The organism is Mesorhizobium sp. GW821-FHT07A06 (assembly GCF_059419085.1).
Genome location: NZ_JBWKRC010000010.1, coordinates 179,687 through 205,349 on the forward strand (window position 1 = coordinate 179,687; position 25,663 = coordinate 205,349).

The following is a 25,663-nucleotide window of genomic DNA, read 5'->3' on the forward strand; positions in this document are numbered from 1 at the left end:
GTGCGGACCCGTTCGTGAACCTAGAAAAGGCTTCGACGAAAGATATGCGTGAGGATAACCAGTCGAAAGAAGGGTCTGCTGCACTCGTACCAATAAGTGTGTTCAAGCCTGCCCCTGCCGGGTTGGCCGAGCAGTTGACCAAGCTGCGGTACAAGGTCGTTCCCGACAGGCTTTTCGGTGAACTCCTCTCCAAGCGCTGGATCGACAACGCAGTCGGTTTTGCATTTCTACTTCTGATTATCGCTACTTTCGGCTTCCTCATTCCTGGCTTCTTCGCGCCAGCAAACGTATCCAATCTTGCGCGACAGCTGGGGGAATTTTCCCTGGTCGCGCTCGGCTTGATGATCGTCATGGTTGGTGGTGGAATCGATCTCAGCGTCGGATCGAACTTTGCCCTCGGCAACATTCTGACCCTGGTCTACGTCAACGTCTTTGGTTTCGATTTCGGCCTGGCTCTGCTGGCTGTCGTGGTCAGCTGTGGACTGGTCGGACTCGTGAATGGTTTGCTGATCGGATACGTAAGGCTGCGTGCCTTTCTCACCACTCTCGCAACGTTGATCATCGTGCGTGAGTTGTTCAACCTGATATTGCTCAAGTTTCCCGGAGAAACAGGCGTCGGCCTGCCCATGTCCGGCATTTGGGACTTTGCCGGTTTGGGATCGATTGCCGGAATTCCGGTGTCGGCTGCCGTTTTGGGTGTGGTGGCGATCGGCCTGCATCTCGTTATCAGTCGAACTCGGGTCGGCTGGCATCTGCTGGCTGTTGGTGGTTCGCGCCGGTCCGCCCACAATGTCGGCATCAATGTGCGCAGGACGGTCTGCGCCAGCTATGTGGTCTGCGGGATGCTCTGCGGCATTTCCGGGTTCCTTTACACAACGAGGCTTGGCAGCGCTGGTGCGAACTCGGGTGTCGGGCTTGAAGTCGCGGTACTGACAGCGGTGGTCCTGGGAGGAAACAGTCTTGGCGGCGGGCGTGGCTCCGTGGCCAAGGCGCTGATCGGTGCGATCAGCGTCATTATCATAACCAATGGCGTGGTGCGCCTTGGCTTCGTCAGCGGCGCTGGATCTTTGTTACTCGGCCTTGTCCTGTTGCTGGCCGTTGCCGTCGACATTCGCTGGGTCAAGCACAAGGATAAGATCCTTGCCAAGTCGTACGTATCGCCGACCTACCGGGCTCTGCCACCGCCGCCGGACATGCAAGCCGGTTCCGGCACGGCCTACGCCATGAACAACAAGCTGGCCGGTGTCCAGTTGATCGGGCTGGGAGAGGTAGAAGGCCCCGAAGACATCATCTTCGACCGGAATGACAATCTGTACACTGGGGAAAGACACGGGTCGATTATTCGATTCCTCGCGCCCGACTACGAGAAATGGGAAGTCTTCGCCCATATCGGCGGTCATCCACTCGGCATGGCCTTTGACAAAAATGACAATCTCTATTCCTGCGTTGGCGGGATGGGACTCTATCGGGTGACGCCAGACGGCAAGGTAGAACTGGCAACGGACGAAACCAATCGAACGCCGTTCTCGATCATAGACGATTCACGCCTGCGGCTCGCCGATGACTGCGACATCGCGCCGGATGGCAAGGTTTATTTCAGCGAAGCCACCGTGCGCTATGAACTGCATGCGTGGGCAGTGGACTGTCTTGAAAGCAGGGGTAATGGGCGTATCATTTGCTACGACCCGGTGCGCAACAAGACCCAGACCATCCTGCGCGACTTGGTGTTTCCAAACGGTGTGTGTGTAGCCCACGACGGCATGTCGATTATCTTCGCCGAAAGCTGGGGCCCGCGACTAAGGCGCTACTGGATCGACGGGCCGAACAAGGGCCGGCTCGACATCCTGATCGACAACATGCCGGGCTATCCCGACAACATCAATCGCGCTTCGGACGGCAACTACTGGTGCGCACTGATGGGTGTGCGGACACCCGTGCTCGACATCTCGTTGCGCATGCCTGGGTTCCGGCGGCGGATGGCGCGCCGGCTGCCTCAGGACGAATGGCTGTTCCCGAATATCAATACGGGTTGCGTCATCAAGTTCAACGACCAAGGCGAGGTTCTGGACGTGCTTTGGGACGAGTTTGCAGTCAATCATCCAATGATCACCTCGATGCGTGAGAACAAGGGCCACCTGTATCTTGGCGGCGTCTCCAACAATCGCATCGGCGTCATCAAAATCGACAGCTCGAATCCAAACTGGAGCGGCCCGGAATCTTATTGGGGTAAGCGGTGATTACCGGTTTCATAAAAGAGATGTTCGATCGGATCGCGGGCCGGGGAAGTTCGGCCGTGACGATTCCGGCCATGGACGGCGCTTTGCGGCCAAACACCCGATTGGACGGTTCCGAGCGTGTCGTTGATGTCACCTCGCCGGACAACATCGCGGCCGGCGGCAGCGGAATCTACTTTTCATCGGGTCGCGACCTCTTCCTCCTTGATCCCGTGACGCTAACCAAAACGCTACGTCTGTCGTTCGAAACGACGATCAGCGCGCTTGCCGTTGCGGCAAATGGAACCGTAGCGGTTGGATTGAACGACGGGAGGATCGTCTTCGCAGAGGCGCCTTACGGTCAGCGCTTGCCGATAACGCAACTGGGCAACGCTGCCTTGAAGTGTCCCACGGCGCTCGCTTTTATCGGCGTCGATGCGCTGATCGTTTGCATCGGCTCAAATCGATACGCCCCCGACGCCTGGCAACGCAGTCTGATGGACCACGACTTCTCCGGTTCGGTATGGCACGTTACCCTATCCAGTGGCAAAGCCGAGCGGATGGCGGACAAGCTTGGCTATCCATACGGAGTCTTGGTTGGCGAGAGCGACGACTTCGTGGTTTCGGAATCCTGGCGACATCGGCTCATCCGTCTCGCGGGTGCGAGCAAACCACAAGTGGTCTTGGAAAACCTTCCCGGGTATCCCGCCCGCCTTTCTCATGCGTTAGATGGCGGCAGTTGGCTGTCGGTCGTCGGTCCGCGGAGCCAACTGATCGAGTTTGTCTTGCGTGAGCCAGGATTTCGTGGACGCATGATGCGCGAAATCGATGATCCGAACATGTGGATCGCCCCTGCGCTCCATAGCAGGCGGAATTTCTTGGAACCAATGCAGGGCGGAGCACTGAAGCAGATGGGGATTCTCAAGCCGTGGGCTCCCACCCGATCCTACGGACTTGTCATCAAACTCGATCGCGATTTCCTGCCTGTCGAGAGCCTGCACAGCAGATCCGACGGGACCCATCATGGCATACGAAGTTGCCTCGAGACTGACGGATGTCTGCTTTCGGCAAGCGGCGGCGGTGACGCCATCCTGAAAACCCGACTTTGAGGTGCAACGTGCAACCGATCATTTCCGTCAAGGATGCCACCAAGGAATACCACGGCGTCGCCGTGGTGCAGAACGTCTCATTTGACCTGTACTCGCATGAAGTACACGCACTGTTGGGGGAGAATGGGGCGGGCAAATCCACGCTCAGCAAGATTATTGCCGGCGTCGTCGAGCCGACGCGGGGGGAGATTACCTTCAACGGCAAGCCGATTTCATTTTCCGGTCCGCACCAAGCCCTGGAAGCAGGCATCGCAATGGTTTTCCAAGAAACCAGCCTTGTGCCATCCCTGACCGTTGCACAGAATCTCTATCTGGGTAGCGAAAAGGCGTTCAACCGCCTTGGCGGACTCTACATTGCGGCGCAGCAGTTCCTGCAGAGTCTGAAATTTCAGGTCGATCCAACAATGACCGCCGGCCAACTGGGTGCTGCGCAAAAGCAGATGGTCGAGATAGCGCGGGCCGTGTTGAAAAAGGCCAAGGTCATCATCTTCGATGAGCCAACAGCCACGCTAACGCCTGAAGAGAAGCAGCATTTCTTTGCGCTCGTGAAGCGATTGAGGGCCAATGGAACATCGATAATATTCATTTCGCACGCGCTGGAGGAAGCCCTTGCCATCAGCGATCGAATCACGGTGCTGCGGGATGGTCGCCACGTCGTCACCGGCGAAACCAAGAACTTCGACCGCGACAGCATCATCCGGGCGATGGTCGGACGGACACTCAGCAACGAAATCTACAATCGTGACATGGGTGACCGACCGGCCCGATTGCGAGGGAGAAAAGTTCTCAGTGTCGAAAACCTTTCGATGGGCTCGATGGTCAAGAACAATTCGTTCTCTGTCTATTCTGGCCAGGTTACTGGGATATTCGGCCTGGTCGGTTCTGGCAGAACGGAGACTGCGAAGATTGTCGCTGGAATTGTAAAGCGTAATCTTTTCCATGGCGGCGAAATCTACCTTGAGGGGAAGTCGGTTCGCTACAGGCTGCCGCAGGCCGCCATGAAGGATGGGATCGTTTATGTAACCGAGGACCGGAAGGCGGAAGGTTTCTTTGAGCAGAAGTCGATTGGCGAGAACATCACTTTTGGAGCCCTTCCGGCGACTTCGAAAGGATGGATCGTTCGACTTGACGATGTTCGCACACTGGCCAATGAATGGATCAAGAAGCTGAATGTCAAATCGGTCAAGGGCGAGAACGCCAAGGTGGTCGAGCTGTCCGGTGGCAATCAGCAGAAGGTGGTTATCGCAAAATCGCTGGTCCAGAATCCCAAGATCATCATTTTTGACGAGCCGACGCGCGGCGTCGATGTGGGAGCCATCGTCGAGATCCATCAGCTGATTAACGAGCTTGCAGATGACGGTCTCGCGGTTGTGGTAATCTCTTCATACCTGCCTGAGGTGATGAACCTCTCAGATCGCATTCTCATCATGCGGCAAGGCCGGATCGTCGAGGAATTTTCGCCGGACACGGCGACCCAGGAGCGTATTTTGTATGCGTCGATTCACTGATCCTTCTAGTACCACCGCGCTGCAACGCGCTCGTATGCCTGAAGGCTCGCGATCCGCAAACCGGCGCTGCGAGGCCCGGTTCAAATCTTTCTGGGACCATGGCAACGAAGCATCTTTTTCTGCTCGCCGGCATCGGCTCTGATATGCGCCACTGGATCGGCGCCAAGCTTAAGGCGCATGGATTTCACGGAACCGGAGGTGGCGTAGGGGTGCCTGTCCAGAAGCGCGAGAAACAAGCGCCGCTCTGAAATTCTTAGTCTACCTTGAGAGCAGAGACAGTGGCGGCGGCCAATAGTCGCCTGCGACGCAATGACCGCATGACGACGGCTAAACCTGCCGTCGATGGCGACCGCCAGCGCGTCGATGATCCTCTTCACAGTGTCGTTCTCGATGTCCAGCATGCCTTGCCACCCGTTGTCGCTGTCGTCGCCGCCGGCGAGTCTCGATGTAACACAACATGGAGGCGTCCCGAATGCTGACCTTCTCCGCAAGGTCTGGCTGCATTGGTGAGCGTGCGCTCTATCGCCTCTGTTCCAGGAGCTGCCGGTCAGCAAGCGGCCCCGTTTGAGCCGTCTGCGGACAGACTGGAACGCGCTCCAACTGTGGTCAGTCGAGCTCTATTTGCTCGATCTCGAAAGCTGCCAGGACCGCCAGATCCGCGCGACAAGAGGCAAGAAGGCGTGGTAACCTTGAGCGGGGCGGTCACTCGTCCATTCATCATCCTAGATTTTAGATTCGACACTGAAACAATATAAGTTCATCCAAAATGGCGCTTTCCAGCCAGTGATCGGACAGGGCTTGCGTGAGGAAGGCGTGCATCTGTGGCAATTCTTGATCCGCGCCTGCTCGAGCTGATCGAGACATTAGTGGCCGCGCGGCTCGACTGGCTGGCGTTCGAGCTGATCGAAGGTGTCAAGCCCGGCCGGCCGCCTGAAGAGTCCGAAGAAGCGCTCGCCGCGGCGCGGGAGTCGATCCGCGGCAATGCGCAGCCGAAAGCGCGCGGCGAGCCGCAGGCGATTGGCGTGGAGGCAAGGCCGATCCCACCGCACGAGAGGTCGAATGGGCCGCCGCCTATGTCGAGGAGCGGCTCGGCGAAGCGCTCGAGCAGCTCCAGGCGTCGATCGACACGCTCGACTTCGTCGTCGAGGGGACAGCCGAGCGGCCGGACGAGGCTGGAGCCGTGGCACAGCCAACCGACGCGTCGGAGCCAAGGACAGTCGTGGTGCTGCTGGATCTCGAAGGCGGCCGAGAGAGCGGCCGCGACGACGTCGCCGGCGCGCGCGAGAGCTTCCCCACCCTGCGCACCGCGCTGGCCGAATGGACCGCGCAATCGCGCGGCCAGGCGACGACGTGATGATTCCCAATGTCCAATCCGCCCTCGACACGATCGACGGCCGCATCACTACGCTCGAACATGCGTCGGGCGCTGGGCGCATCTTCGAGCTATTCGTCATGACCAGCCTCGCGCGCGGCTTGCGCAATGCCGGGTTCAGCGTCTGGCTGCAGCGCTCGGACGGGACCATTATTCAGCCCGGTGACGCGGACCGCCGCTTCATCCAGCGCGGCGGCGCGCCTACCGGCGTCCCCGCGGCCTCGGCCAGTGCCGACAATGCTAGCGTCATCGGGTTCCGAAGGGGCCGCCGGCAGAAATGGGAGATCTGGAATGGCATTCAGTTCGCGGGCCGCAGCTCGGCGACGCACGAAATCGACATCTCGATTGTCCCCGGCAGCGTCGGGACTGCGATCCGTGCGACCGGCGGTATCCCGGTGGGGCGGCCGCGCGTCGCGATCGAATGCAAAGGATGTCGGCACCGCAGGCAGCCTCGACGAGATGCGCGCCTTCATCGCCCGGCTCTACGATGTGACCTTGCTCCATGCGCATCATCGCCATATGCACTTCCCGCACGCCCGGGCGCTCCATCCGGGCAGCCCCAACGAGCCGAAGCACCGCGCGATCGTGAGCTATTGGCAGGAGAATCGGCGCACCAAGAACATCATCGCGCGGCGGACCGGTTTCACCGGCGGGACCGCGCCGCTCGGCGACTATCACCGGATCGAACCGCATCGCGACATCAGCGTCGGCAGCAGTACCGTCGACGACCTAGTCTGGTCGGTGGTCAACTGGGCGATCCGCAATGCCTGAACCCGACAAGTCACCCGGCAGCAGAGCGAGGAGGCGATCCGACTTTACACCGCTTATCGCTACGCGCTCGACCATAGCGAAGGGAACCGCCGGTTCATGCCCTATCGCTGGTGGACGCTCCCTGACCCGATCAGCGGCGCCTGGATGCCCTATGTCAGCATGCTGGATGATTATGCGTCCGAACTGGCGAACATCATCAACGACCTGACGCATGACGTGCAGCGGCTGCGCGCCTGGGCGCGCGTGACCACGTCACTCACAGACGAGGAAAAGCTCGCCGTCTCACATGAGTTCATCGACACGCTCGGTACGGTTGCGCTCGGGCGGCCCTATGCGATCAAGTCGCGCTTCGCGTTCGCAGCGGGCCATCTTTACCACCAAGCCAATATGGCGAAGGAGATGGCTAATTGGCGCGACGAGTTTCCCAACGAGCGGGCGTTCTATCTCAACCATATCGAGCCGCTCTGCACCAACTGGCGGAAGTACCGTGCATTCAAGCGCCGCGTCGAGCCGATTGCGGGCACGGCGTTCAAGGACGCCACAGAGGACTTTCGCAACGCCTACAACCACCGCTTCTCGGCGCGCTTCCTCATCGGGATGAGCGCGATGGTAACGCGCATCGTCCGTGATGATGGCCGTATCTGCTACGGTATCGGCGGCAGCGAACCGCTCAATCTCGACCAGGTCGCAGACTTGATCGCAACCGAGCGGGACCATTGGTACCGGGCGTTCGAGGCCTTTCAGGCGCTGGTCAAAGAGCAGTGCTTGGCGATCGCTGCGTTCGAAGAGCAGCATCGCGGCTAACGTCCAATTTAAGCCGTATCCAGCGCATCTCGTTTACACCGAGAGGGTCGAGGGTTCGAACGTCCGCTCTGGCCCTGTTCCTGTCGCGAAGCTGCCGAACAGCAAACGTGAAGAGTTTCGGGCGCCGGCAGGCGTACGAAAGTCCCCGAGGAAGGAACCCGCGGGCCACAGGCGATGGCTATGGGGATTTCGATTTGCGGCTGGTGTCGGCGATGGCACGACCGCCGCCGGGAAGCGGCGGGTTTGATGCGGCCGGACCGCTTCGCCTTTCAGCCATGCGGTATTGTCGGCTCGTCGCGCGGCCGGACGCGACCTGTTCGGCGTCGATGATCACGATGGACACGCGTGGGTCCATCGCCGGAGGCTGAGTGCCTGCGGCTGAAGGCTGGAGCATGCCATGCCGGGTCATGGAGAGTTCTCCCGGTTCGTCGCCGTTCTGTCCGGCGGTCCACGCGGTTGCTTCCACCGTTCGAACACCTCGATGACGATCATGCGTCCGCCACAGCAGGGGCATGGCGGCCGGAAGTCCTCCGGTTCGTCTTGTGTGCCGTCATCGGACGGGGCAGCGACATCCAGCAGTTCGCGGGCGCGTGCGAGGCTGGCCTTGTGGGCGGCCCCGGCGAGCAGGCCGTAGTGACGGATGCGATGGAAGCCACGTGGCAGGACGTGGATCAGGAAACGGCGGATGAACTCATCGGTTGCGAGCGTCATGACCTGCTGCCGATCGGCGCCGTCGCGGCGGTAGTCTTTGTAGCGGAAGGTGACGCCGCTCTTGTCGAAGGCGATCAGCCGGCTGTTTGAGATCGCGACCCGGTGGGTATAGCGGGACAGATAGGCGAGCACCGCCTCCGGCCCGGCGAACGGCGCCTTGGCGTACACCACCCAGCGCTTCTTGCGGACCGGCGACAGGTGCCGCACGAATGCCTGCCGCGCGGACAGGCGCGCCATAGATCCGAAGAAGGCGAGCCGTCCTGCGTCGTGCAGCGCGACCAGCCGGGTGAGGAAGAGCCGTCGGAACAGCTTGCCGAGTACGCGTACCGGAAGCAGGAAGGCCGACCGAGAAGATATCCAGCGGCTTCCGTCCGGCGCGATGCCGCCGCCCGGCACGATCATATGCAGGTGCGGATGGTGCGTCATCGCCGATCCCTAGGTGTGGAGCACCGCGGTGATGCCGATGCGCCCGCCGAGGTGTCTTGGGTCGGCGGCGATAGTCAGCATCGTCTCCGCTGCCGCCTTGAACAGCAGGTCGTAGACGAGCGCCTTGTTCTGGAACGCGATGTCGGCGACCTCGGCGGGCAGCGTGAACACGACATGGAAGTAGCCGACCGGCAGCAGGTCGGCCTCGCGCTCGGCCAACCACGTCCGCGCCGCCGCGCCCTGGCACTTCGGGCAGTGCCGGTTGCGGCAGGAGTTGTAGGCGACCCGCCATTGGCCACAGTCCTCGCAGGCTTCGACGTGACCGCCAAGGGCTGCGGTGCGGCAATACTCGATCGCCGACATGACCTTGAGCTGGACGAGGCTCAGGTGACCTGCATGGGCGGCCCGATAGGCGGGTCCGGCAGCACGGAAGATGTCGGCGACCTCGATCGAGGCGCGCACGGCTCAGATGTCGGACGAGATCTCTCCCGGCTTGAACAGCCCGAGCTTGTCGAGCGGGCTCGTCACGGCACGCACCGTCCGGGTCGCCACCTTCGCGTAGAGTGCGGTGTTGTTGAGCTTGGCATGCCCGAGCAGGACCTGGATGATCCGGATGTCGGTGCCGTCCTCCAGCAGGTGGGTGGCGAAGCTGTGACGCAGCGTGTGCGGCCCGACCCGCTTGGCGATGTCGGCGACCTGGGCCGCCTCGACGACGATGCGATAGAGCTGCCTCGTGCTGATCGGCTTCATCGCGTGCTGTCCGGGGAACAGCCAGCCGTCGCGGTGCATCACGCCCTGCTGACGTCCGACCTTCCACCACTCACGCAGAAGCGTGAGCAGGTCCTCCGAGAGCATGGCGTTGCGATAGCGCCCGCCCTTGCCACGCTCGACGCGCAGCAGCATGCGCTCGCTGTCGACGTCGGCAACCTTCAGCATCGACACCTCGGCGACACGCAGGCCCCGCGCCATAGGCAACCGACAGTGCTGCCTGGTGCTTGAGGCAGGTGGTGGCGTTGAGCAGCCGGGCCACCTCGTCGCGACTGAGCACCACGGGCAGGTTGCGCGGATGCGCCAGCCGGACAAGCCTGCGCGCCAGGTCCGGGCGGTCGAGCGTTTGGGTGAAGAAGAAGCGCAGCGCCGACACGATGCTGTTCATCGTTGGCACGGGAACGCCGTCCTCCTGCTGCTCGATCTGGAACCGGCGCAGGTCGTCGGCGGTAGCGGTGTCTGGTGAACGCCCGAGGAATGTCGCCAGGCGTCCGATGTCGCGGAGATAGTTGCGCTGCGTCTCGCGTGAGAAGCGCCGCATGTTCATGTCGTCGATCAGCCGCTGGCGCAGCGGGCTGACGGGTGCATCGAGAACGGGATGGTGCATGGTCAGGCTCCTTGTTGAAGAAGCCCGCCATGCTCTGCCCAAGCCGAACGACGCTCAACGCGAGCGCGACGACCGGTTCTTGATCTCTACCTCAACCGCAGGCACCCCTCCCGCGCAGCGGGTCGTCTAATCGCTCGACCGTCAAGGGGGTGAGTGCAAGGCCGTCGTCCTTTCTGTCGATTCTCGTTCGTCCGCATGCCGGGTACAGGGTCGTCTACGCGGTCGACGCGATGATCGCCGCAGGATGAGTTTCGCAGGTGAGATCTTCCTATGTTCGTTACGCAATCTGCTTACCGAGGCAGTTGCTTCCCGCTTCGCGGAATGATCTCAGCCACGTCCCGGCAGGGACAGCTTGATGCGTCTGTAAGAACGCTGTTGGTGGAACGGTATGGCGGAATCGTCGCAGGCGAGCGACCGGGGTATCAGACAGCGGCTTGCGTTCTTCCGTGCGGATCGAACAGCTCGCCCGTCCGAAGCATCGCATGCATGATGACCGCCAGCTTGCGCGCCAACGCTACGGCCGCTCGCTTGAAGCCAAGCCGTTCTTTAAGCTCCAACGCCCAGGTTCGCAGGGTGCTGGTATCCGTCGACCGGTTCAGGATGACAGCGGCCGCCTCGTATAGCAGTCCGCGCAACTGATTGTCGCCACGGCGCGAGATATGGCCTTCATGATCGACCTCGCCGGACTGGTAGCGCCTCGGGGTCAGGCCCACCCATGCGCCCACGGAGCGAGAGTTCCTGAAGTTCGCCGGATCCTCCACGGCTGCTGCAAAGGCAGTGGCTGTGACAGTGCCTACACCGGGCACTGACATCAGCAGTCGGCAGTGCTGGTCGTTACGCGCCATCGCGGCCAGCTGCTTGCTCAGCTCTGCTGTCTGGTGTCGGATATCACTCCAGGCCCGAAGCATTGGCACGACGATGCGCGCCAGCTTTTCCTCGCCCTGAAGAAGGTCGCGAACGTTGCGCTCGAACACGCTGCCGGCGCCTTTGGTCACGAGGAGGCCGAACGTCTTCATCAATCCGCGGATCTGGTTGGATATCTGCAAACGCATCTTGAGAAGCTGGCGCCGCGCGGTGATCAGCGTGCGAATCAACATGCTGTCAAAACCTTTGACCCGAACCTCTCGGTAGAAGCCGACCTCGGCCAGATGTGCCAGGCCATCGGCATCGTTCGCATCGGTCTTGTTCGCGGCCATGTCCAGCGCGGCCTTGGCATGCCGCGCGTCGATGCAGATCGCGGGCAGTCTCTCTGCCGTCAGCGCATGGTAGAACCACACCGACAGCGGCCCCGTCTCGAATACCACCCGCCGGGCATACGGTGCGCGCTTGCGGATCAGCGCCGCGAGCAGTTGCGGGTCGGACGCGCACTTGCCCCGCCACATCCTTTTGCCGTCCTGACGGATCGAAATCGCCGTCTCTTTCGTGGACACGTCGAGACCGATATACTGTTCCATGGCTGTCCTCCGTTCGATGCCTGGGCCCGGTGTCAATCGTGAGCCCGTTCTTCATCCTATCGGGGGACAGCCAGCCGGCTAGAGGTTCGAACATCGCCGCCACGTCTCAGGTGGCCACCGCTCCCGCGATTACGTCATGTTCGTTCTTCGGCCCAATTTCGGCCATTAAGTGTTGGATGCAAGTAAGGCCGTGATTGGACATTTCTGACATTCAGTCAGATCATCCTTGAATCGCTTCCGGTCCGGCGCCGCAGATGACGGCACAGACGCGCTCGCCTGATCTGAACCGCACTTGACCCTCTGCAATCGCTGCAATCGCAGCAGCACCGCTGAGGTCGGCAGCAAGGCCCATTTCGAACCAAAGGCTTTTGGCGGCGCGCAACATCTCTGAATCGTCGACAAGCACGATCTCATCAACCTTGTCACGGACAATGTCGAAGATGCGGTCGTCGGTCCTGGCGCAGGCCATGGTCGCCACCGAGGTCGTCACTTTGTCCAGCGCCACATTGCGGCCGGCTTCGAGGGCGCGCAGCAGCACCGGCGAGCCCGTCGCCTCGATGCCGACGACGCGCACATGCGGCGCCAGCGCCTTGATCGCGGTCGCCACGCCGCTGACCAGGCCCCCGCCACCCATGGCGACGAGCACCGTGGTGACATCGGGCATCTGGTCGAGGATTTCGAGGCCGACCGTGCCTTGTCCGGCGACCACCGCCGGGTCGGCGAAGGGATGGAAGTAGACGGCACCCGTTTCGCTGACAAAGGCCTGCGCCGCCTCGTTGGATTCGTGCCAAGCCGATCCGACGATGCGGGTGGCTGCACCCCAAGCCCGCAGCTTCTCGATCTTGGCCCGGGAGGCATTGGTCGGCAGGAAGATGGTTGTGGGCACGCCGGCCATGAAGCCCGCGCGTGCGGTGGCGATGCCATGGTTTCCACCCGACGCGGTGACGATGCCGCCGGCCAGCTTAGCGCGGTCGAGCGACAGGAGCTTGTTGGTGGCGCCCCGTGCCTTGAACGATCCGGTGACCTGCAACAGTTCCAGCTTGAGCATCAGTTCGACGCCACCGGCCAGGGGCGTCTTCAGATTGCTGGCGGCGATCATCGGCGTGTGCCTGACATTGCCCTCGATGCGGGCGGAGGCGGCGCGAATGTCCTCGAGCGAGATCACGCCAGCTCTCCTTCATAGCGGGTGGCGACGGTGACGCAGCAATTGCCCGCCACGACGCGGCCGGGCTGGCGGCGACCATAGACGATGCCGTCCGACAGATAGCGCACGGTTTCCGGCGTGCGGCCGGGATCGGCCAAATTGTGGATGCGACCAGCGTCCTCGCCGGCATGGACCTTGGCGCCCAGCGCATGAAACGGCTCGAACACGCCGTCCGTGGTCGCCAGCACGTAGCCGTCATGGCCGGGAATGCGCAGGATGTTTTCGGGCCGCGCGGCCGGCGGCTTGCCGGTTGGCGGAAGCACGCCGAGATGGCTGAGCACATTGCGCACGCCTTTGCGGCAGATGCCGAGCGCGTCGAGTGAAACCGTGCCCGCGCCGGCCATCTCGGTGCCGACCGTGGTCAGTCCGGCCCGCACCGACGTGGCCGTGGAGGTGCGCGGTTCGCCGAGATTGTCGATGACGACGGTGAGCGGTGCGTCGAAGGCCAGTACCGCTTCCATGTTGCGCTTTCGGTGAGCGGCGTCGGGCGCCGGCTCGATGATGGCGCTAGGCAGGATGTTGAGCGAAGAGCCCCCGGAGTGCAGATCCACATAGGCGTGGCCGAGTGGCATGACGATATCGCTGACATAGGCCGAGATCTGCTGGGTGATGGTGCCGGTGGGGTCGCCCGGAAAGGTGCGGTTGAGGTTGAGCCCGTCGACCGGCGAGGTGCGGCGGCCGGCCAGCACGGCGGGCAGGTTGATCGCTGGCAGGAGGATGATGCGGCCGCTGACCATGCCCGGATCGAGTTCGCGTATGAGTTCGCCGAGCGTGATCGGCCCCTCATATTCGTCGCCATGGTTGCCCGCCTGAAGGATCACGGTCGGACCGTTGCCATTGCTGATCACGGCAAGCGGGATGCGGGTCGCGCCCCAGGCGTCGTCATGCGGCGAATGCGGGATGTCGACGAAGCCGATCTGCTTGCCGGAGCGGTCGAAGTCGACGGTGGTGCGGGCGGTGGACATGTGGGCCATGTTTCTCTTGGCAGGACTGTCGTCCTGAATGAAGGGCGATTGGCAATGAACGGCAGGCGGGTGGAGAGGGGGCGGCGGGAGTGATGCTCCCGCCGCGATTGGCGCTCAGATCGGCGGCAGGGCCGGCAGCGCGGTGCCGATCCATTTCTGCGACAGCGCGGAGAGCGAGCCGTCGAGCAGGCCCAGATGGATGTAGGTGTCGAGCCAACGCAGCAACTCGGGGCTGCCTTGCTGGATACCGATGTAACAGGGCGAGAACTGAATGATGAACTTCGGCTTCAGCTGAACCTTCGGGTCTTTGCCCATCAGGTCTTTCGCGACGACATCCGCTGTGGCCAGCAACTGCGCTTGGCCGGAAGTGAAGGCGGCTGCGGCGGTGGCGTCGTCGTCGAAGCGTACGATCTTGGCGTTGGGCGCGGCCTTGGTCAGCTCAAGGTCCTGCGTCGTGCCGCGGGCAACGGCGATGGTTTCGTCCTTCAGGTCGGCAGCGCTCTTTACTGCGATGCTGTCGGGCCCAAAGACTCCGATGGAAAGCGCTGCATAGGGCGAGGTGAAGGCGATCTGCAGAGCGCGTTCCGGCGTGGCGCCCATAGCGGCGATCACCATATCGAGGCGGTCGGTCACGAGGTAGGGCACGCGATTGGCCCCGGTGATCTGCTGCAGCTCAAGTTTGACGCCAAGCGCCTCGGCGATCTTCTTGGCCATGTCGACATCGAGGCCGACCGCCTCGTTCTTGGCATCCACCGAACCGAAAGGCGGCACGTCGATCGGCACACCGATGCGCACCGTCCCAGCGGACAGTATTTTCTGCAGGTCGGCCGCCTTGGCCGGCATCGCCGAGACTGCGCCGGCCAGGAGCACGGCTGTGACGATCCTAGTAAGATGCTTGAGCATGGAACTTCCCCTTTTTCTGGTTGAACTTTCTTTTCTTAGTGAAGGACGGCGTTCAGGAAGCTCCTGAGTTCGGCCGTACGAGGCTCGAGCAAGGTCTCACGCGCTGGCCCATCCTCATGGATGCGGCCCTCGTGCATGAAGATCACGCGGTCGGCGACGTTCTTTGCAAAGTTCATCTCGTGGGTGACGAGCATCATGGTCATGCCTTCGCTGGCGACACCCTCGAGCACGCGCAGCACCTCGCCCACCAGTTCGGGGTCGAGCGCCGAAGTGATCTCGTCGAACAACATCAGGGTCGGCTGCATGGCCAGCGAGCGGGCAATCGCCACGCGCTGCTGCTGGCCGCCCGACAATTCGTCGGGATAGGCAAGCAGCTTGTCGGCGAGGCCCACCTTGGTCACTACGGCCCGGGCGACTTCGCGGGCGGCCGATGTGTCGAGCTTGCGCACCAGCTTGAGGGCCAGCATTACGTTGCGCTCGACATTGAGATGCGGGAACAGATTGTAGCTTTGGAACACCATGCCGGCGCGCTGGCGCAGAAGGTTGAGGTCGGCCCTGGGCCCGGTGACGTCGATGCCGTCGACGACGATGCGGCCGGCCTGCACCTTCTCCAGCCCGTTGATGCAGCGCAGCATGGTCGACTTGCCCGAGCCCGAGCGGCCTATGACGGCGACGATCTCGCCCTTCTCCAGGGTGAGCGAGATGCCTTTCAGCACCTCCACGGCGCCGAACCGCTTGCGAATGTCGGCGAGCTCAACGAGCGACATGAAGTCTCCTTTCCAGCATGTGGGCGAGCTGGGAGAGGGAAAAGCAGATGACGAAATAAATGACGGCAGCGGTGAGGTAGACCGGCAGCGGGGCGAAGGTCGCGCCGCTGATGATCTGGCTGGCCCGCGTCAGTTCGACGAACCCGATCAGCGCAGTGAGCGAGGTGTTCTTCACCAGTTGGACCAGGAAGCCCACGGTCGGCGCGATGGAGATACGGATCGCCTGCGGCAGCACGACATGGCCAAGCCGCTGCGCATAGGTGAGGCCAAGGGCGGCACCGGCCTCCCATTGCCGCTGCGGGACGGATTGCAGGCTGCCGCGCCAGATTTCGCCGAAGAAGGCCGAGGCATAGAGCGAAAGCGATATGGCCGCCGCCGTCCAAGCGTCGACCGAGAGGCCGACCAGCGGCAGGCCGAAGAAGAAGACGAAGAGCTGGCCGAGCAGCGGCGTGCCCTGGATCAGGTTGATCCAGGCGATGGCCAGCCAGTTGAGCGGTCGGAACGGGATGACGCGCATTACGGCGACGACAATGCCGAGCAGCCCGCCGCCGACGGTGGCGGTGAGCGCGAGCAGCAGCGTCCAGCGTGCCGCCTCGATGAGGTAGACGATGTCGGCGCCGGCGAATTCGCGGATCATCGGCGCGGCCTCCTGACGAAGATCACCCAGTAAACGCCGGCGAAGAAGGCTCGGAAGCCGAGGGTGAGCACGAGATAGGAAATGGTGATCAGCGTGTAGGTCTCGAAGGAGCGGTAGGTGCGAGAGTCGATGAAGGCGGCCTGGTGGAACAGTTCGGTCGCGCCGATCGAGGAGACGACGCTGGTGGCCAGCATGACCAGCACGAACTGGCTGGCGAGCGCGGGGTAGATGGTCTTGACCGCCTGGAAAAGCACGACATGGCGAAAGGTCTGGCCGGCGGTGAGGCCGAGCGAGAGGCCGGCCTCGACCTGGCTCTGGCGCACGGATTCGAAGCCGGCGCGCAGGATCTCGGCGCCATAGGCGCCCATGTTGATCGACAGCGCGATCAGCGCGGCGGTGTTGGCGCCAAGCCTGATGCCGATCGAGGGCAGGCCGAAAAAGACGATGAACAGCTGCACCAGCAGCGGCGTGTTGCGCAGCGCCTCGACATAGACGCGGGCGCAGGCGCGCAGCGGCAGCAGCGGGCTGATCGAGGCCATGGCGACGATCAGGCCGATGGCGAGACCGCAAAGCATGGTGATGACCGAGAACTGCAAGGTGAGGAGCACGCCTTGCACGATCTCCGGGACATAGCGCAGCAGGACATCAAATTTAAAATTATAGCTCATGGAGGTAGAGCGTTCCCTATGCAACCACGCGCAGATCGTTATTTTCCGCGCGGATTTGCTGGACATCACGCTAGCGTCGCTTCATATGTGACGTCAAGCGTCATCTATGAAACGGATGCAGAATGACTGACGACAAGCTCAACTACAGTGCGCCGGCCCTCGAAAAGGGGCTGGATATCCTCGAATTGCTGGCCAATGCCGGCCAGACCATGGGCACGCGCCAGATCGCCGAAGAGCTAGGGCGGTCGAAGAACGAGATCTTTCGCATGGTCCATGTGCTGCTTGCGCGCGGCTACATCCAGCGCGACGAGAGCGGCGAGGGGCTGATGCTGTCGAACAAGCTGTTCGGACTGGGCATGCAGACGGCGCGCGCCCGCGACCTGGTCAGCACGGCAGCCCCCATCGTCGAGCGCTTCGCCGAGGAGGTGCACCAGGCGGCGCATCTGGTCGTCGCGCATCGCGGCGAAACGGTCATCATTGCCGCGGCATCAGGCGGGGCGGACATGAATTTTTCGCTCAAGCTCGGCTATCGCCGACCGCTGGCGGACGCCCATTCCGGCCTAGTGCTGATGGCGTTCCAGCCCAAGCCGGTACGCGACCGGATGATCGCCGAATGCCTGATGCTGATGCGCGAGCCGCCGGACCCGACGACGCTTGCCGCCGAGCTCGACGCCGTGCGCGAACGCGGCGCCATCATCCACGAAAGCCGCGACATCATCGGCGTGACCGATGTGGTCTGCCCGATCCTTGCCAGCGACGGGCGCGCGGTGGCCTGCGTGACGGTGGCGGCGGTCAGTAGGCGTAGTGCTGCGCCCAATTTCGAGGCCATGCTGGCGCGGCTGAAACTCGCCTGCGCCGAGATCGCGCATGAGCTGGGCGGGTAGGCCGCCTCAACCCGCGACGATGATGTCACGCGGTGTTTTCGTCAGGACCTCGGCGCCGGTCGCCGTCACCAGCACATTGTCGATGATGCGGGCGCCCAGCCCCTCGGCGCCGATGAAGACCGGCGGCTCGATGGTGACCACCATTCCGGCCTTCAGCACATGCGGGCTGCCGCCGATCATGTGCAGCGGCTCGGCCCAGCTCGGCGGAAAGCCCGGCCCCAGCGAATAGCCCGATGTGTGGACACGGTAGGGTTCGAGCCCGGCCTCGCCAATGACGGCGCGGGCCGCCTGGTGCGGCACGGTTGCCGGTACGCCGTCGCGGATCGCGGCGATCATGGCGTCGCTGGCGCGCAGCACGATGTCATGCAGCTGGGCCATGCGCGGCGTCGGCTTTCCAAGCGCGAAATTGCGGCCGATGGTGGCGGTGTAGCGGTTGAAGGTAGCGCCGAATTCAATGTTGCCGAAATCGCCCTCACGCAACAGGCGCGCGGTCGGCGCGCCATGGCTGTAGGCCGAGCGCGGACCGGAGACGAGGTTGATCGGGCTGGCGGCGATGCCGCTGCCGTTGCGCAGCAAGGTGTCGTGGATGTCGCCGGCCAGCGCCAGTTCCGACTGGCCTGCCGCGAGCTCGCCGGCGAAACGAGCCATGCCGAGGTCGGCAAGGGCGGCCGCGCGCCTGATATAGCCGATCTCCGCCGGTGACTTCACCAGCTTCAGTCCGGCGATCAATTCGGTCGCCTCGGTGACAAGAGCATCGCCGATGATGGCGCAAAGGCCGAGATAGTGATGCGGGTGAAGATAATAGGCGGGCACTTCGAGTCCGACGCGCCTGCCCAATACGCCATGGCGCCGCGCCACGGCGGCAAAAGCGGCGATCGGATCCTCGTTCTCGCCGCCGCCGAAGCCATGCACCTCGCCGGCAGCCGAGTCCGTCTCGAATTCATGCACCTCGCCCTGGCGTGTTAGCACGACGAGCGGCTCGTCGCGCGCGCCAACCAGCAGGCACTGGAATTCTTGGTAGCTCTTGGCGTCGCTGCCGGTCAGCCAATGGATGGAGGCGGGGTGGACGGCGACCAGCCAGTCGAGGTCATCAGCAGCCATGGCGGCGCGGACGCGCGCCAGCCGGCCAGCGAATTCGGCGGTGGTGAAATCGTGTTTCGACATCAGTCCCGTGTCACCGCCAGCGCCTCGATCTCGACCAGCAGGTTCTCGAAGGCGAAGCCGGCGACGCGGATCGCGGTCACCGCCGGACCGGGCTGCGGATAGAATTCGCGCTGCACGCGGGCGATTACCGCGCGGGTCGCCTCGATCTCCGCCCAACTGCCTTCGGCGTGGTAGTAGATATAGAGCTTGGCGACGTCGCTCTCGTCGAGCCCGCCTTCGGCCAACGTGCGGCGGATGAACTCGAAGACGTTGCGGGTCTGCGTCTCCATGTTGTCGCCGACGGCCTGTGCCTTGTTGTCGGCCGAGATCTGGCCCCCGATGAAGGCGAGCTTGCCGATCTTCCAGCCTTGCGTGAACTGGGTGTTGGGGATGCTCCAGTCCCAGTGGTTGGCCGGCTGAAGCCGCTGCTTGTCGTCGCCGAGCATACCGATGCCCTCGACCTGGATCAGTTCGTCGGCATTGCCCATGCCCTGTATGCGCAGGCCGGCACCCGCTGCCGAGGGCACCGACATGTAGCGGCGACGCACATTGGTCATCTTCTCCCAATAGTCGGTGACTTCGCGGCCTTCGCCGAAGAAGCGGAAATAGGTGTTCTGGCGCATCAGGCTGTTGCGGTCACCGCCACCCTGCCGCAGCATCGTGTCGAGGTTGCGGAAGGCCTCTTCAGTCTGCACCTCGATGTCGCCGAGCCCGAGCACCTTGCCGTCGGCATCGAGCGAGCGCTGGCCGCCGATGATCAGCAGGTCGCCGATCTTCCAGCCCTGAACGAAGGGCAGCTTCTTGCGCCAGCGCCAATGGCCGAGCGGGTCGAGCAGCTCGCGCTTGCCGCCGGTCACCACCCAGGCGTCGACCATCAGCCGCGCGCCCTCGCTGTCGAGACCGCAGCGGATTTCGGTGGTGGTCGGGCCGGGCGCGGTGAAATAGCCGGCGCGCACGGAATCGAGCTCGTCGAGGAAGGCGCCGACGGCATCGGCCTCGCAACTGAAATAGATGTTGTGCTTGACCACATCGCCCATGCCGGCGCCGGCATGGGCGAGAAGTGCCGCCAGCCGCTCGAAGATGACGCGCGCTTGGCCGGCAATGTCGGCGGCGACAATGTCGCCGTTCGCGTCCGTCGCCATTAGCCCGCCGACGAAGATCAGATCACCGGCGCGGACGGCCTGCGGCGCCGCACACTCGACATCCGTGAAACTCTGCATCTGCACCGGCTGTTCTCCTCCTTCGCTTTCAGACTTACTTACTTGCAAGTCAGTCCTCCGTCAAATGCTTGGGGACTCCATGAGCTTCGGCGTCCAAGTCGCGCGGATTTGGCTATGATGCCGGCATGGATGAGACGGATACGAGACAGGCGATCAAGCATACGGCGCTGGAGCTGCTGGTGCGCCATGGCTATCGTGGCACTAGCTTCGGTGACATCTCGGCGGCGCTTGGAACGACGCGCGCCAACATCCACTATCATTTCGGCAACAAGCAGGCCTTGGTCGATGAGGTGCTGGGCGACTACATGCAGGCGACGCTGAGCGCCCTGCGCGCTGTGTGGTCGCAGGAGGGGGCGAGCCTCGCCGAACAGGTCGAGGCGATGATCGCTTACAGCCGCGCCCGCTTCCGGCACTTCAACCCAGCCGGCACAGAAGGACACAACTGGAGCCTGATTTCGAGGCTGCGGCAGGATGCCGATCTGCTGGGGGACGATGGCCGGCGGATGCTCAACCACTTTGGCGTTGAGCTCTTGGCACTGTTCACCGAAGCGTTTTCATCGGCCGGCAGGCGCGGCGAGCTTGCACCCAATGTGGTGCCCGTCGACGCAGCGTTGCTGCTTGCGGCGATCGCCGATAACGCTGCCCCGATCGCTCTCGCCGAAGGCGGCTTTGAAGCGCTGGAAGAAACCTATCGCAGCCTGACGCGGATCATCAAATCCAGCTCCGAGTGACATACAGTTAAAATTGACGATGGGCCAATCTCAACACGTGCCGATGTGGAACCTCCCCGTCGGCTTGTCGTCTTTCATCCAGATCAGCGCTGAGTCATCGAGTCGACCTGGTCGTCATGCTTTCCGTGCGGGAACGCAAGCACCTCAAGCAGGAAGTCATCTCTCCAATGCACATCTTTAGGAAGATTGACGTTGCCGTTTTCGATCATCGCGGCAACGCGTGACAGCCGACTTTCCTTGTCGGTTCTGGCTTTTACCGGCGTGGTGCTGATGTCCTGGCTTTCCAAGTCGGCGATGAGGCTTGAGCCAGAGCCCGCATCTTCAATGAGGATGATGTCAGGGTCGTGCTCCAAAAGGGAGTTTTTGACGGCCTTGATGAGGTCTGGGTAAGCTGCCCTGACGCGGACGAGATCAAGGAGATAATAGTTGTTGTCGTCTTTGGCCCATGTCGTTCCGACGGAGTAATCGCTGGAGGGGTCGCCCTTAAGCGCGGTGTCCCAGCTTTGAACGATGGTCATCGACCGACGGTCGAACTGATATGGATCGTAGTCGCGAAACCACACCCTCTTGACCATGTTGCCGTCTGGCGGGCAGGGGATTGTTGTACTGCGCGGAAAAGGTGAGCGATCCCAAATCTCGCTTCAGTCTTTCCAGTTCGACGTGTCCGAGACGGGCCGGGTGCAGCAAGTCGCCAAACTTGCGATCGTACCAGCGATTGACGCCCGTCGGGACGCGCTCGTCCTGCACGGCAATCGCAGACAGGTTCAAATGCTCCCAGCCGCCAGTCTCCAGAAGCACGCCTGCTAGGTCATCGACATGCAATCGTTGCATGACAAGGACGACGGCACCGGCAGCGGGATTGTCGAAGCGCGACATCACGTTTTCGGTCGATAACGCTCGAGCTTGCTGAGCCGAGGCGCAATTCGGCGAAACACTGGGTCTGGCACCCCTGCGGTGGCGGAGCCGGCCAGCCACTGCAGATATTGCGTTAAGGCGTCGACCTGATCGTCGCTCGATCCATATGGAAAGGCAGTCAATTCATCCAGGAAGGCATCAAGGCCAGCTGTGCCTCCAACGATATGGACGTATTGCGCGGTGATCTTGCCCATGACGGCATCGAGGCGTTGGGTTTTCGACAGCGCTCCCGGGGTCACCTCCAAAACGTTAGCTCCCATTGCTCTCAGTTCGGCCGCTAAGGCAATCCCGGTCGACGTCATTTCGATGAGATGACGCATTGGCTGATATCGTTCGTTTAGAGCCGAGGCCTGAGCCTTCAGTGAGGGATAGTCCAAGCGAGCTCGACTGATATGTTTCAGGTAGCTCACTGCGCCATGCTTCTGGAAAACAAGGCACACAGAATAGGAAGAACCGGGATTCGTGCTTGACGCGCAGTCCCACGAAAAGATCGTCTCACCCCCACTTGGTGGTGTTGCCGCCACTGGAAAGTACGCGGCTTTCAGAACGCCGGATTCGCGCGCCGTCGGGCGTTGTTGATACTGCGTGGCGTACACATGCGGGGCCAGCGTGTCGATTTCTTTGGCGATGATCTCACGTGAGTATCGGCTCGGTTGCAAGACCTCGCCCTTTTCCCGACGAAACTGGATCTGGCCAGCAACGATGAATTCCGGTTCCCCTGCCCTGAACGGCAACTTCAGATGAGCGAAACCGCGGTCCAGCAAATAGCCTGGGAGATCACCGGTGTGGACCCGGTGCCCGATTGAAACCACCGACTTCCAGGCTGGATTGTTTGCACGGGTGGAGAACATGGAATCGAACGCGTTGATGACAGCTTCTCGGGAAGCCTGGGATTCCGCCTCTTGAGCCGATAGAGCGTCATCGATCAAAAGAAGGTCAGCGCCTCGCCCCGTCATTCTGGTCTCGAAGCTGCCCGCCAGCAGACCGCCGCCGGCTTTGGTGCGAAAGTCCATCGTGGCTTGTCTCTCCTCACTAATCTGCAATCCGGGGAAGATCTCCGCGTATGCCTTGTTCCGCATCATCGTTACGCATTTTGCGGCCAGGTCTCTCGAAAGGCCTTGAGAGTGGGTGACAAGCATGACTTCTCGGCTCGGAAATCTTCCCAGATACCAAGCCATCGTTGCAATCGCCGTAAAGGACTTGAGGTGGCGAGGTGGCAGGTTGATGACGAGAGTGCCATCCGTTCGCCGCAGCACGGTGTCCTCAATGCGCGCCGCCATAAGGTCGATATATGGGAAGGGCTCATAGCCTGGGACTGCAAGTGTCAGCATCCGGTCATTAAACGGCCATAGGTGCGTCCGGCACAGAGCAAGGAAGGCTTCTCGAGAGGCTTCAGTCATTGTTGTCCCTCTTATCTCCAGCCCCGGTAGGGCCGGCGTGGGGGCCTGCTTGCTCGCCTCGGCTCTGTTCAGTAGCAACGCTTCCTAGCCTTCTGGCAACAAAGCGCTCCAAGATCGCCGCCTCCTCACTAGAAACGTCTGGTGACGGACCGAGCTTGGCATTTTCAGGGATGCGGAATTGTTCAGGCACCAGGCTCATCAAGAGTTGGATCATCCTGACGTCTTTCTCCATGGCGCGGGAGACAATCGTTTTGGCTATCGCATCCCTTTTTGTGAGAATGTGCTCCTTTCCGTTCTCACGCACCGTGATGGGCCGTCCAAGCTCCGCTAGAATCGCAAGTCCAATGTTTTCGGTACGTTTGCGTCGCCCCTTCGGATTGCCCGACTGTCCCGGCTTGAACCGGGACTTTTTCGGCGGCTTGCCGTAACCGACCTTCTCGTCGCCGTCGTCATTGCTCATTGTGAGGCCTCCAGCGACATAGCTGAGGTCTCGGCCGAAACAGCAGTTTGGATCTCGTCGAACATTCGATCGTCAGACACCCGAACGGCCGATAAGCCAGTCTCAACCTGCCAGTGGCGTATGGCCAAATCTATGAAACGCGGCTCGATTTCCACCGCATAGCAAACTCGCTTTGACCGTTCGGCCGCGAGCAGCGTCGTCCCAGACCCCAAAAATGGGTCAAAGACTATGTCGCCTGGCTTGCTGGAATCACGCAGCGCGTCCGAAACCATAGCGGACGGCTTGACGGTCGGATGTTCACTCAGCAGGTGGCGTTCAGGCCCCATGACATTGACGCCGCGGTATTGCCAAACGTTCGAGCGCGATCTGCCGTGCTTGCCCAATTCCACGTTGTTGCGATGCTTTTCTCCGAGGCGTTTGAAGATCGCAATCAACTCATGCTGTGAGCGGAGAAATGAGCCCATGCCCGGGTTGGTCTTGACCCAAACAGCGAGGTTGACCAGCTCGAGGTTGAGGGCTTCTGTCGCTGTGATCAGGTCGGCAACGTGACGCCAATCCATACACACATACGCCAGTCCTCCGCTTGCCAGCCTGTCAAAGGTTGCTGTCAAAATTGCCTGCAGGAAACCCGCGAACTGCTCCTTCGACATTTCTCCCGAAGCCATCGCAAACTCTTGATGGCTGGCCTTACCGAGACCAGACACAAAGCCTTCTATGGGGACGTTGTAAGGCGGGTCAGTGAAGCAGAGTGACGCCGCCAGCCCGTCGAATAGGCGCTGCAGCAGGCCCTCGTCCCGACAATCCCCGCATGCCAAGCGATGCGTTGAAGCACCATTGCCAAGGCTCCAAATGTCGCCGGGCTTCGAGATTGGAACCTCGGCCAACAAACGGGCATCTAGCTGTTCGATGTCACCTGGGGCATTGCTATCCAACTCGAGCGTGTTTTCGATTTCCAGGATGTCGAAGCCTGTCAGGTCAAGTTCGTAGTCCGCCTCCATCAAGGCTCTGAACTCGCGTCCTAATGCCTTCTTGTTCCAGGTCCCATCTTCTCCAAGTCGGTTCAGTGAGAGCCTCAAGGCACGTCTGTCGATCTCGGAAAGATGAGAGACGTCAATTGCCGCCAAATGCGTTAGCCCGGCTTTTGCCGCCGCTTCCAGCCTTGCGTGGCCGTCAATCAAATAACCGCCGGCTTCGACAATGACCGGGACGACCTGCCCGTACCGGCTAATATGGTTCGCAAGTTTGCGGATTTTCCCGCTGCTGTGATTACGGACTGCATTCGGCGACACCTTCAAATCCGATATCGGAGTGAGTTGCATTTCGAGGTGGTTTTTCATTGGGCAACTCCCGACTTATGGTCAGAACGAGCCCAAGCTATGTGGAGCCTAACGGCTAACCGTTCTTGATAGGAATGTGCGCTTACATCGGCGGTCAGAATCTCCTTGCTGCCTGCATAGCGGGCTTGGAGCAACAGATCCGCACCATCCACTACGTGGATCTCGCCTTCGATTTCTTCGGTCATAATGATGCGGACCGGTCGGCCGCATTGTCTGATTTTTTCGAGCGAACTTCGTTGACCCGATGGCCGACGGATACGAAAACGTGCCCTCGGCAAAATATCTTCGAGGGCGACCATACGAATTGTTAGGGGTGGGACCACGGTTGAAGTCTCCTTGCCATCGCATGGAGAACTCCATGCAAAACGCTATAAGGAGTTTTCGGTCTGATGCTCACCTCAGAATCTATCAAAAACATCAGGGAAGACGTCAAATCCTATCAGCGGGCTATAAAACCGCCTAGATATTGCCAATATGATACAGTCTGAATGGCTGATCCAACAGATCTGCGCACCACCTTCCGGGAGATCTTCAACTCCCGGCAGATCGCCTTGATCGGCTTCCCCTGCACCAGCGACAGCCGGCGTATCTTCGCAATCGTCTCCACAATCAACATTCAAAACACAAGTGCCTCCGATCAAACCGGAGGCATCTTGATGACCCCATCGTTAAGGGGTCCCGTTTGG

Annotated in this window: 24 protein-coding genes and 2 pseudogenes; 8 read left to right on the forward strand and 18 right to left on the reverse strand. The window is 61.6% G+C overall.

Features of this window, described 5'->3' with window-relative positions:
* Positions 1 to 14: 14 nt before the first annotated feature.
* Genes AC07SZ_RS26855 through AC07SZ_RS26865 form a run of 3 tightly spaced genes read left to right on the forward strand, consistent with a single transcriptional unit; the run spans position 15 to position 4,830 of the window.
* On the forward strand, positions 15 to 2,237 hold the full coding sequence (locus AC07SZ_RS26855; protein WP_494916568.1) for an ABC transporter permease: 2,223 nt from the start codon (positions 15 to 17) through the stop codon (positions 2,235 to 2,237).
* A complete protein-coding gene (locus AC07SZ_RS26860; RefSeq protein ID WP_494916569.1) occupies positions 2,234 to 3,322 on the forward strand; it encodes a strictosidine synthase in 1,089 nt (362 codons plus the stop codon). The genes AC07SZ_RS26855 and AC07SZ_RS26860 overlap by 4 nt, the downstream gene beginning before the upstream one ends.
* Before the next feature lie 8 nt (positions 3,323 to 3,330).
* Complete coding sequence (locus AC07SZ_RS26865) at positions 3,331 to 4,830, forward strand: sugar ABC transporter ATP-binding protein (protein ID WP_494916570.1); 1,500 nt, start codon at positions 3,331 to 3,333, stop codon at positions 4,828 to 4,830.
* A gap of 80 nt (positions 4,831 to 4,910) precedes the next feature.
* Here AC07SZ_RS26865 and AC07SZ_RS26870 read toward each other — a convergent pair whose 3' ends face one another.
* Positions 4,911 to 5,231, reverse strand: a complete 321-nt coding sequence (locus tag AC07SZ_RS26870; protein ID WP_494916571.1) for a hypothetical protein — start codon at positions 5,229 to 5,231, stop codon at positions 4,911 to 4,913.
* A gap of 779 nt (positions 5,232 to 6,010) precedes the next feature.
* Here AC07SZ_RS26870 and AC07SZ_RS26875 point away from each other — a divergent pair.
* The 3 genes from AC07SZ_RS26875 (at position 6,011) to AC07SZ_RS26885 (ending at position 7,777) form a co-directional block, all read left to right on the forward strand.
* A complete protein-coding gene (locus AC07SZ_RS26875) occupies positions 6,011 to 6,184 on the forward strand; it encodes a hypothetical protein (protein WP_494916573.1) in 174 nt (57 codons plus the stop codon).
* A 393-nt stretch (positions 6,185 to 6,577) separates the two neighbouring features.
* Positions 6,578 to 6,973 (forward strand): hypothetical protein, encoded by a 396-nt coding sequence (locus tag AC07SZ_RS26880; protein WP_494916574.1) that lies wholly within the window; start codon positions 6,578 to 6,580, stop codon positions 6,971 to 6,973.
* A gap of 96 nt (positions 6,974 to 7,069) precedes the next feature.
* On the forward strand, positions 7,070 to 7,777 hold the full coding sequence (locus tag AC07SZ_RS26885; protein ID WP_494916575.1) for an integrase: 708 nt from the start codon (positions 7,070 to 7,072) through the stop codon (positions 7,775 to 7,777).
* A gap of 178 nt (positions 7,778 to 7,955) precedes the next feature.
* Here AC07SZ_RS26885 and AC07SZ_RS26890 read toward each other — a convergent pair whose 3' ends face one another.
* From AC07SZ_RS26890 to AC07SZ_RS26935, 10 genes and pseudogenes are all read right to left on the reverse strand, one after another.
* On the reverse strand, positions 7,956 to 8,186 hold the full coding sequence (locus AC07SZ_RS26890) for a hypothetical protein (protein WP_494916576.1): 231 nt from the start codon (positions 8,184 to 8,186) through the stop codon (positions 7,956 to 7,958).
* Positions 8,183 to 9,376: pseudogene (locus AC07SZ_RS26895) on the reverse strand (IS91 family transposase). Before AC07SZ_RS26895 ends, AC07SZ_RS26890 begins: the two are co-directional and overlap by 4 nt.
* Positions 9,377 to 9,379: 3 nt before the next feature.
* Positions 9,380 to 10,289, reverse strand: a pseudogene (locus AC07SZ_RS26900) (tyrosine-type recombinase/integrase).
* A gap of 422 nt (positions 10,290 to 10,711) precedes the next feature.
* On the reverse strand, positions 10,712 to 11,743 hold the full coding sequence (locus AC07SZ_RS26905) for an IS110 family RNA-guided transposase (protein WP_494916577.1): 1,032 nt from the start codon (positions 11,741 to 11,743) through the stop codon (positions 10,712 to 10,714).
* Between the two features lie 220 nt (positions 11,744 to 11,963).
* Positions 11,964 to 12,908 carry a threonine ammonia-lyase gene (locus tag AC07SZ_RS26910; protein WP_494916578.1) on the reverse strand — a complete coding sequence of 315 codons (945 nt, stop codon included), beginning with the start codon at positions 12,906 to 12,908 and terminating at the stop codon, positions 11,964 to 11,966.
* The gene (locus tag AC07SZ_RS26915; RefSeq protein ID WP_494916579.1) at positions 12,905 to 13,921 is read right to left on the reverse strand and encodes a succinylglutamate desuccinylase/aspartoacylase family protein; all 1,017 of its coding nucleotides are present in this window, start codon (positions 13,919 to 13,921) and stop codon (positions 12,905 to 12,907) included. The genes AC07SZ_RS26910 and AC07SZ_RS26915 overlap by 4 nt, the downstream gene beginning before the upstream one ends.
* A 105-nt stretch (positions 13,922 to 14,026) precedes the next feature.
* Positions 14,027 to 14,815 (reverse strand): transporter substrate-binding domain-containing protein, encoded by a 789-nt coding sequence (locus AC07SZ_RS26920; RefSeq protein ID WP_494916580.1) that lies wholly within the window; start codon positions 14,813 to 14,815, stop codon positions 14,027 to 14,029.
* Between the two features lie 35 nt (positions 14,816 to 14,850).
* Positions 14,851 to 15,582: an amino acid ABC transporter ATP-binding protein gene (locus AC07SZ_RS26925; protein ID WP_494916581.1), complete on the reverse strand. Its 732-nt coding sequence runs from the start codon at positions 15,580 to 15,582 to the stop codon at positions 14,851 to 14,853.
* A complete protein-coding gene (locus AC07SZ_RS26930; protein ID WP_494916582.1) occupies positions 15,569 to 16,219 on the reverse strand; it encodes an amino acid ABC transporter permease in 651 nt (216 codons plus the stop codon). The genes AC07SZ_RS26925 and AC07SZ_RS26930 overlap by 14 nt, the downstream gene beginning before the upstream one ends.
* Positions 16,216 to 16,887, reverse strand: coding sequence for an amino acid ABC transporter permease (locus tag AC07SZ_RS26935; RefSeq protein ID WP_494916583.1), 672 nt, complete (start codon positions 16,885 to 16,887; stop codon positions 16,216 to 16,218). Before AC07SZ_RS26935 ends, AC07SZ_RS26930 begins: the two co-directional genes overlap by 4 nt.
* Positions 16,888 to 17,009: 122 nt before the next feature.
* On the opposite strand from AC07SZ_RS26935, the gene AC07SZ_RS26940 reads away from it, so the two are divergent.
* Positions 17,010 to 17,771, forward strand: coding sequence for an IclR family transcriptional regulator (locus AC07SZ_RS26940; RefSeq protein WP_494916584.1), 762 nt, complete (start codon positions 17,010 to 17,012; stop codon positions 17,769 to 17,771).
* Positions 17,772 to 17,777: 6 nt separating this feature from the next.
* Here AC07SZ_RS26940 and AC07SZ_RS26945 read toward each other — a convergent pair whose 3' ends face one another.
* Together AC07SZ_RS26945 and AC07SZ_RS26950 are read right to left on the reverse strand one after the other, a co-directional pair.
* Positions 17,778 to 18,935, reverse strand: coding sequence for a M24 family metallopeptidase (locus AC07SZ_RS26945; RefSeq protein WP_494916585.1), 1,158 nt, complete (start codon positions 18,933 to 18,935; stop codon positions 17,778 to 17,780).
* Positions 18,935 to 20,134: a RidA family protein gene (locus tag AC07SZ_RS26950; RefSeq protein ID WP_494916627.1), complete on the reverse strand. Its 1,200-nt coding sequence runs from the start codon at positions 20,132 to 20,134 to the stop codon at positions 18,935 to 18,937. The genes AC07SZ_RS26945 and AC07SZ_RS26950 overlap by 1 nt, the downstream gene beginning before the upstream one ends.
* Before the next feature lie 125 nt (positions 20,135 to 20,259).
* Between AC07SZ_RS26950 and AC07SZ_RS26955 the strand changes: the two genes are divergently transcribed.
* Positions 20,260 to 20,865 (forward strand): TetR/AcrR family transcriptional regulator, encoded by a 606-nt coding sequence (locus AC07SZ_RS26955; protein ID WP_494916586.1) that lies wholly within the window; start codon positions 20,260 to 20,262, stop codon positions 20,863 to 20,865.
* Positions 20,866 to 20,948: 83 nt separating this feature from the next.
* Here AC07SZ_RS26955 and terL read toward each other — a convergent pair whose 3' ends face one another.
* Genes terL through AC07SZ_RS26980 form a run of 5 tightly spaced genes read right to left on the reverse strand, consistent with a single transcriptional unit; the run spans position 20,949 to position 24,977 of the window.
* Entirely contained in the window at positions 20,949 to 21,383 is a 435-nt protein-coding gene (gene terL / locus AC07SZ_RS26960; RefSeq protein ID WP_494916588.1) for a phage terminase large subunit, read from the reverse strand.
* Positions 21,349 to 21,741, reverse strand: a complete 393-nt coding sequence (locus tag AC07SZ_RS26965) for a hypothetical protein (protein WP_494916590.1) — start codon at positions 21,739 to 21,741, stop codon at positions 21,349 to 21,351. Before AC07SZ_RS26965 ends, terL begins: the two co-directional genes overlap by 35 nt.
* Complete coding sequence (locus AC07SZ_RS26970) at positions 21,741 to 23,180, reverse strand: phage terminase large subunit family protein (RefSeq protein WP_494916592.1); 1,440 nt, start codon at positions 23,178 to 23,180, stop codon at positions 21,741 to 21,743. The genes AC07SZ_RS26965 and AC07SZ_RS26970 overlap by 1 nt, the downstream gene beginning before the upstream one ends.
* The gene (locus tag AC07SZ_RS26975) at positions 23,173 to 23,640 is read right to left on the reverse strand and encodes a DUF5681 domain-containing protein (RefSeq protein WP_494916593.1); all 468 of its coding nucleotides are present in this window, start codon (positions 23,638 to 23,640) and stop codon (positions 23,173 to 23,175) included. The genes AC07SZ_RS26970 and AC07SZ_RS26975 overlap by 8 nt, the downstream gene beginning before the upstream one ends.
* Positions 23,637 to 24,977 carry a site-specific DNA-methyltransferase gene (locus tag AC07SZ_RS26980; protein WP_494916594.1) on the reverse strand — a complete coding sequence of 447 codons (1,341 nt, stop codon included), beginning with the start codon at positions 24,975 to 24,977 and terminating at the stop codon, positions 23,637 to 23,639. Before AC07SZ_RS26980 ends, AC07SZ_RS26975 begins: the two co-directional genes overlap by 4 nt.
* Positions 24,978 to 25,663: the final 686 nt, after the last annotated feature.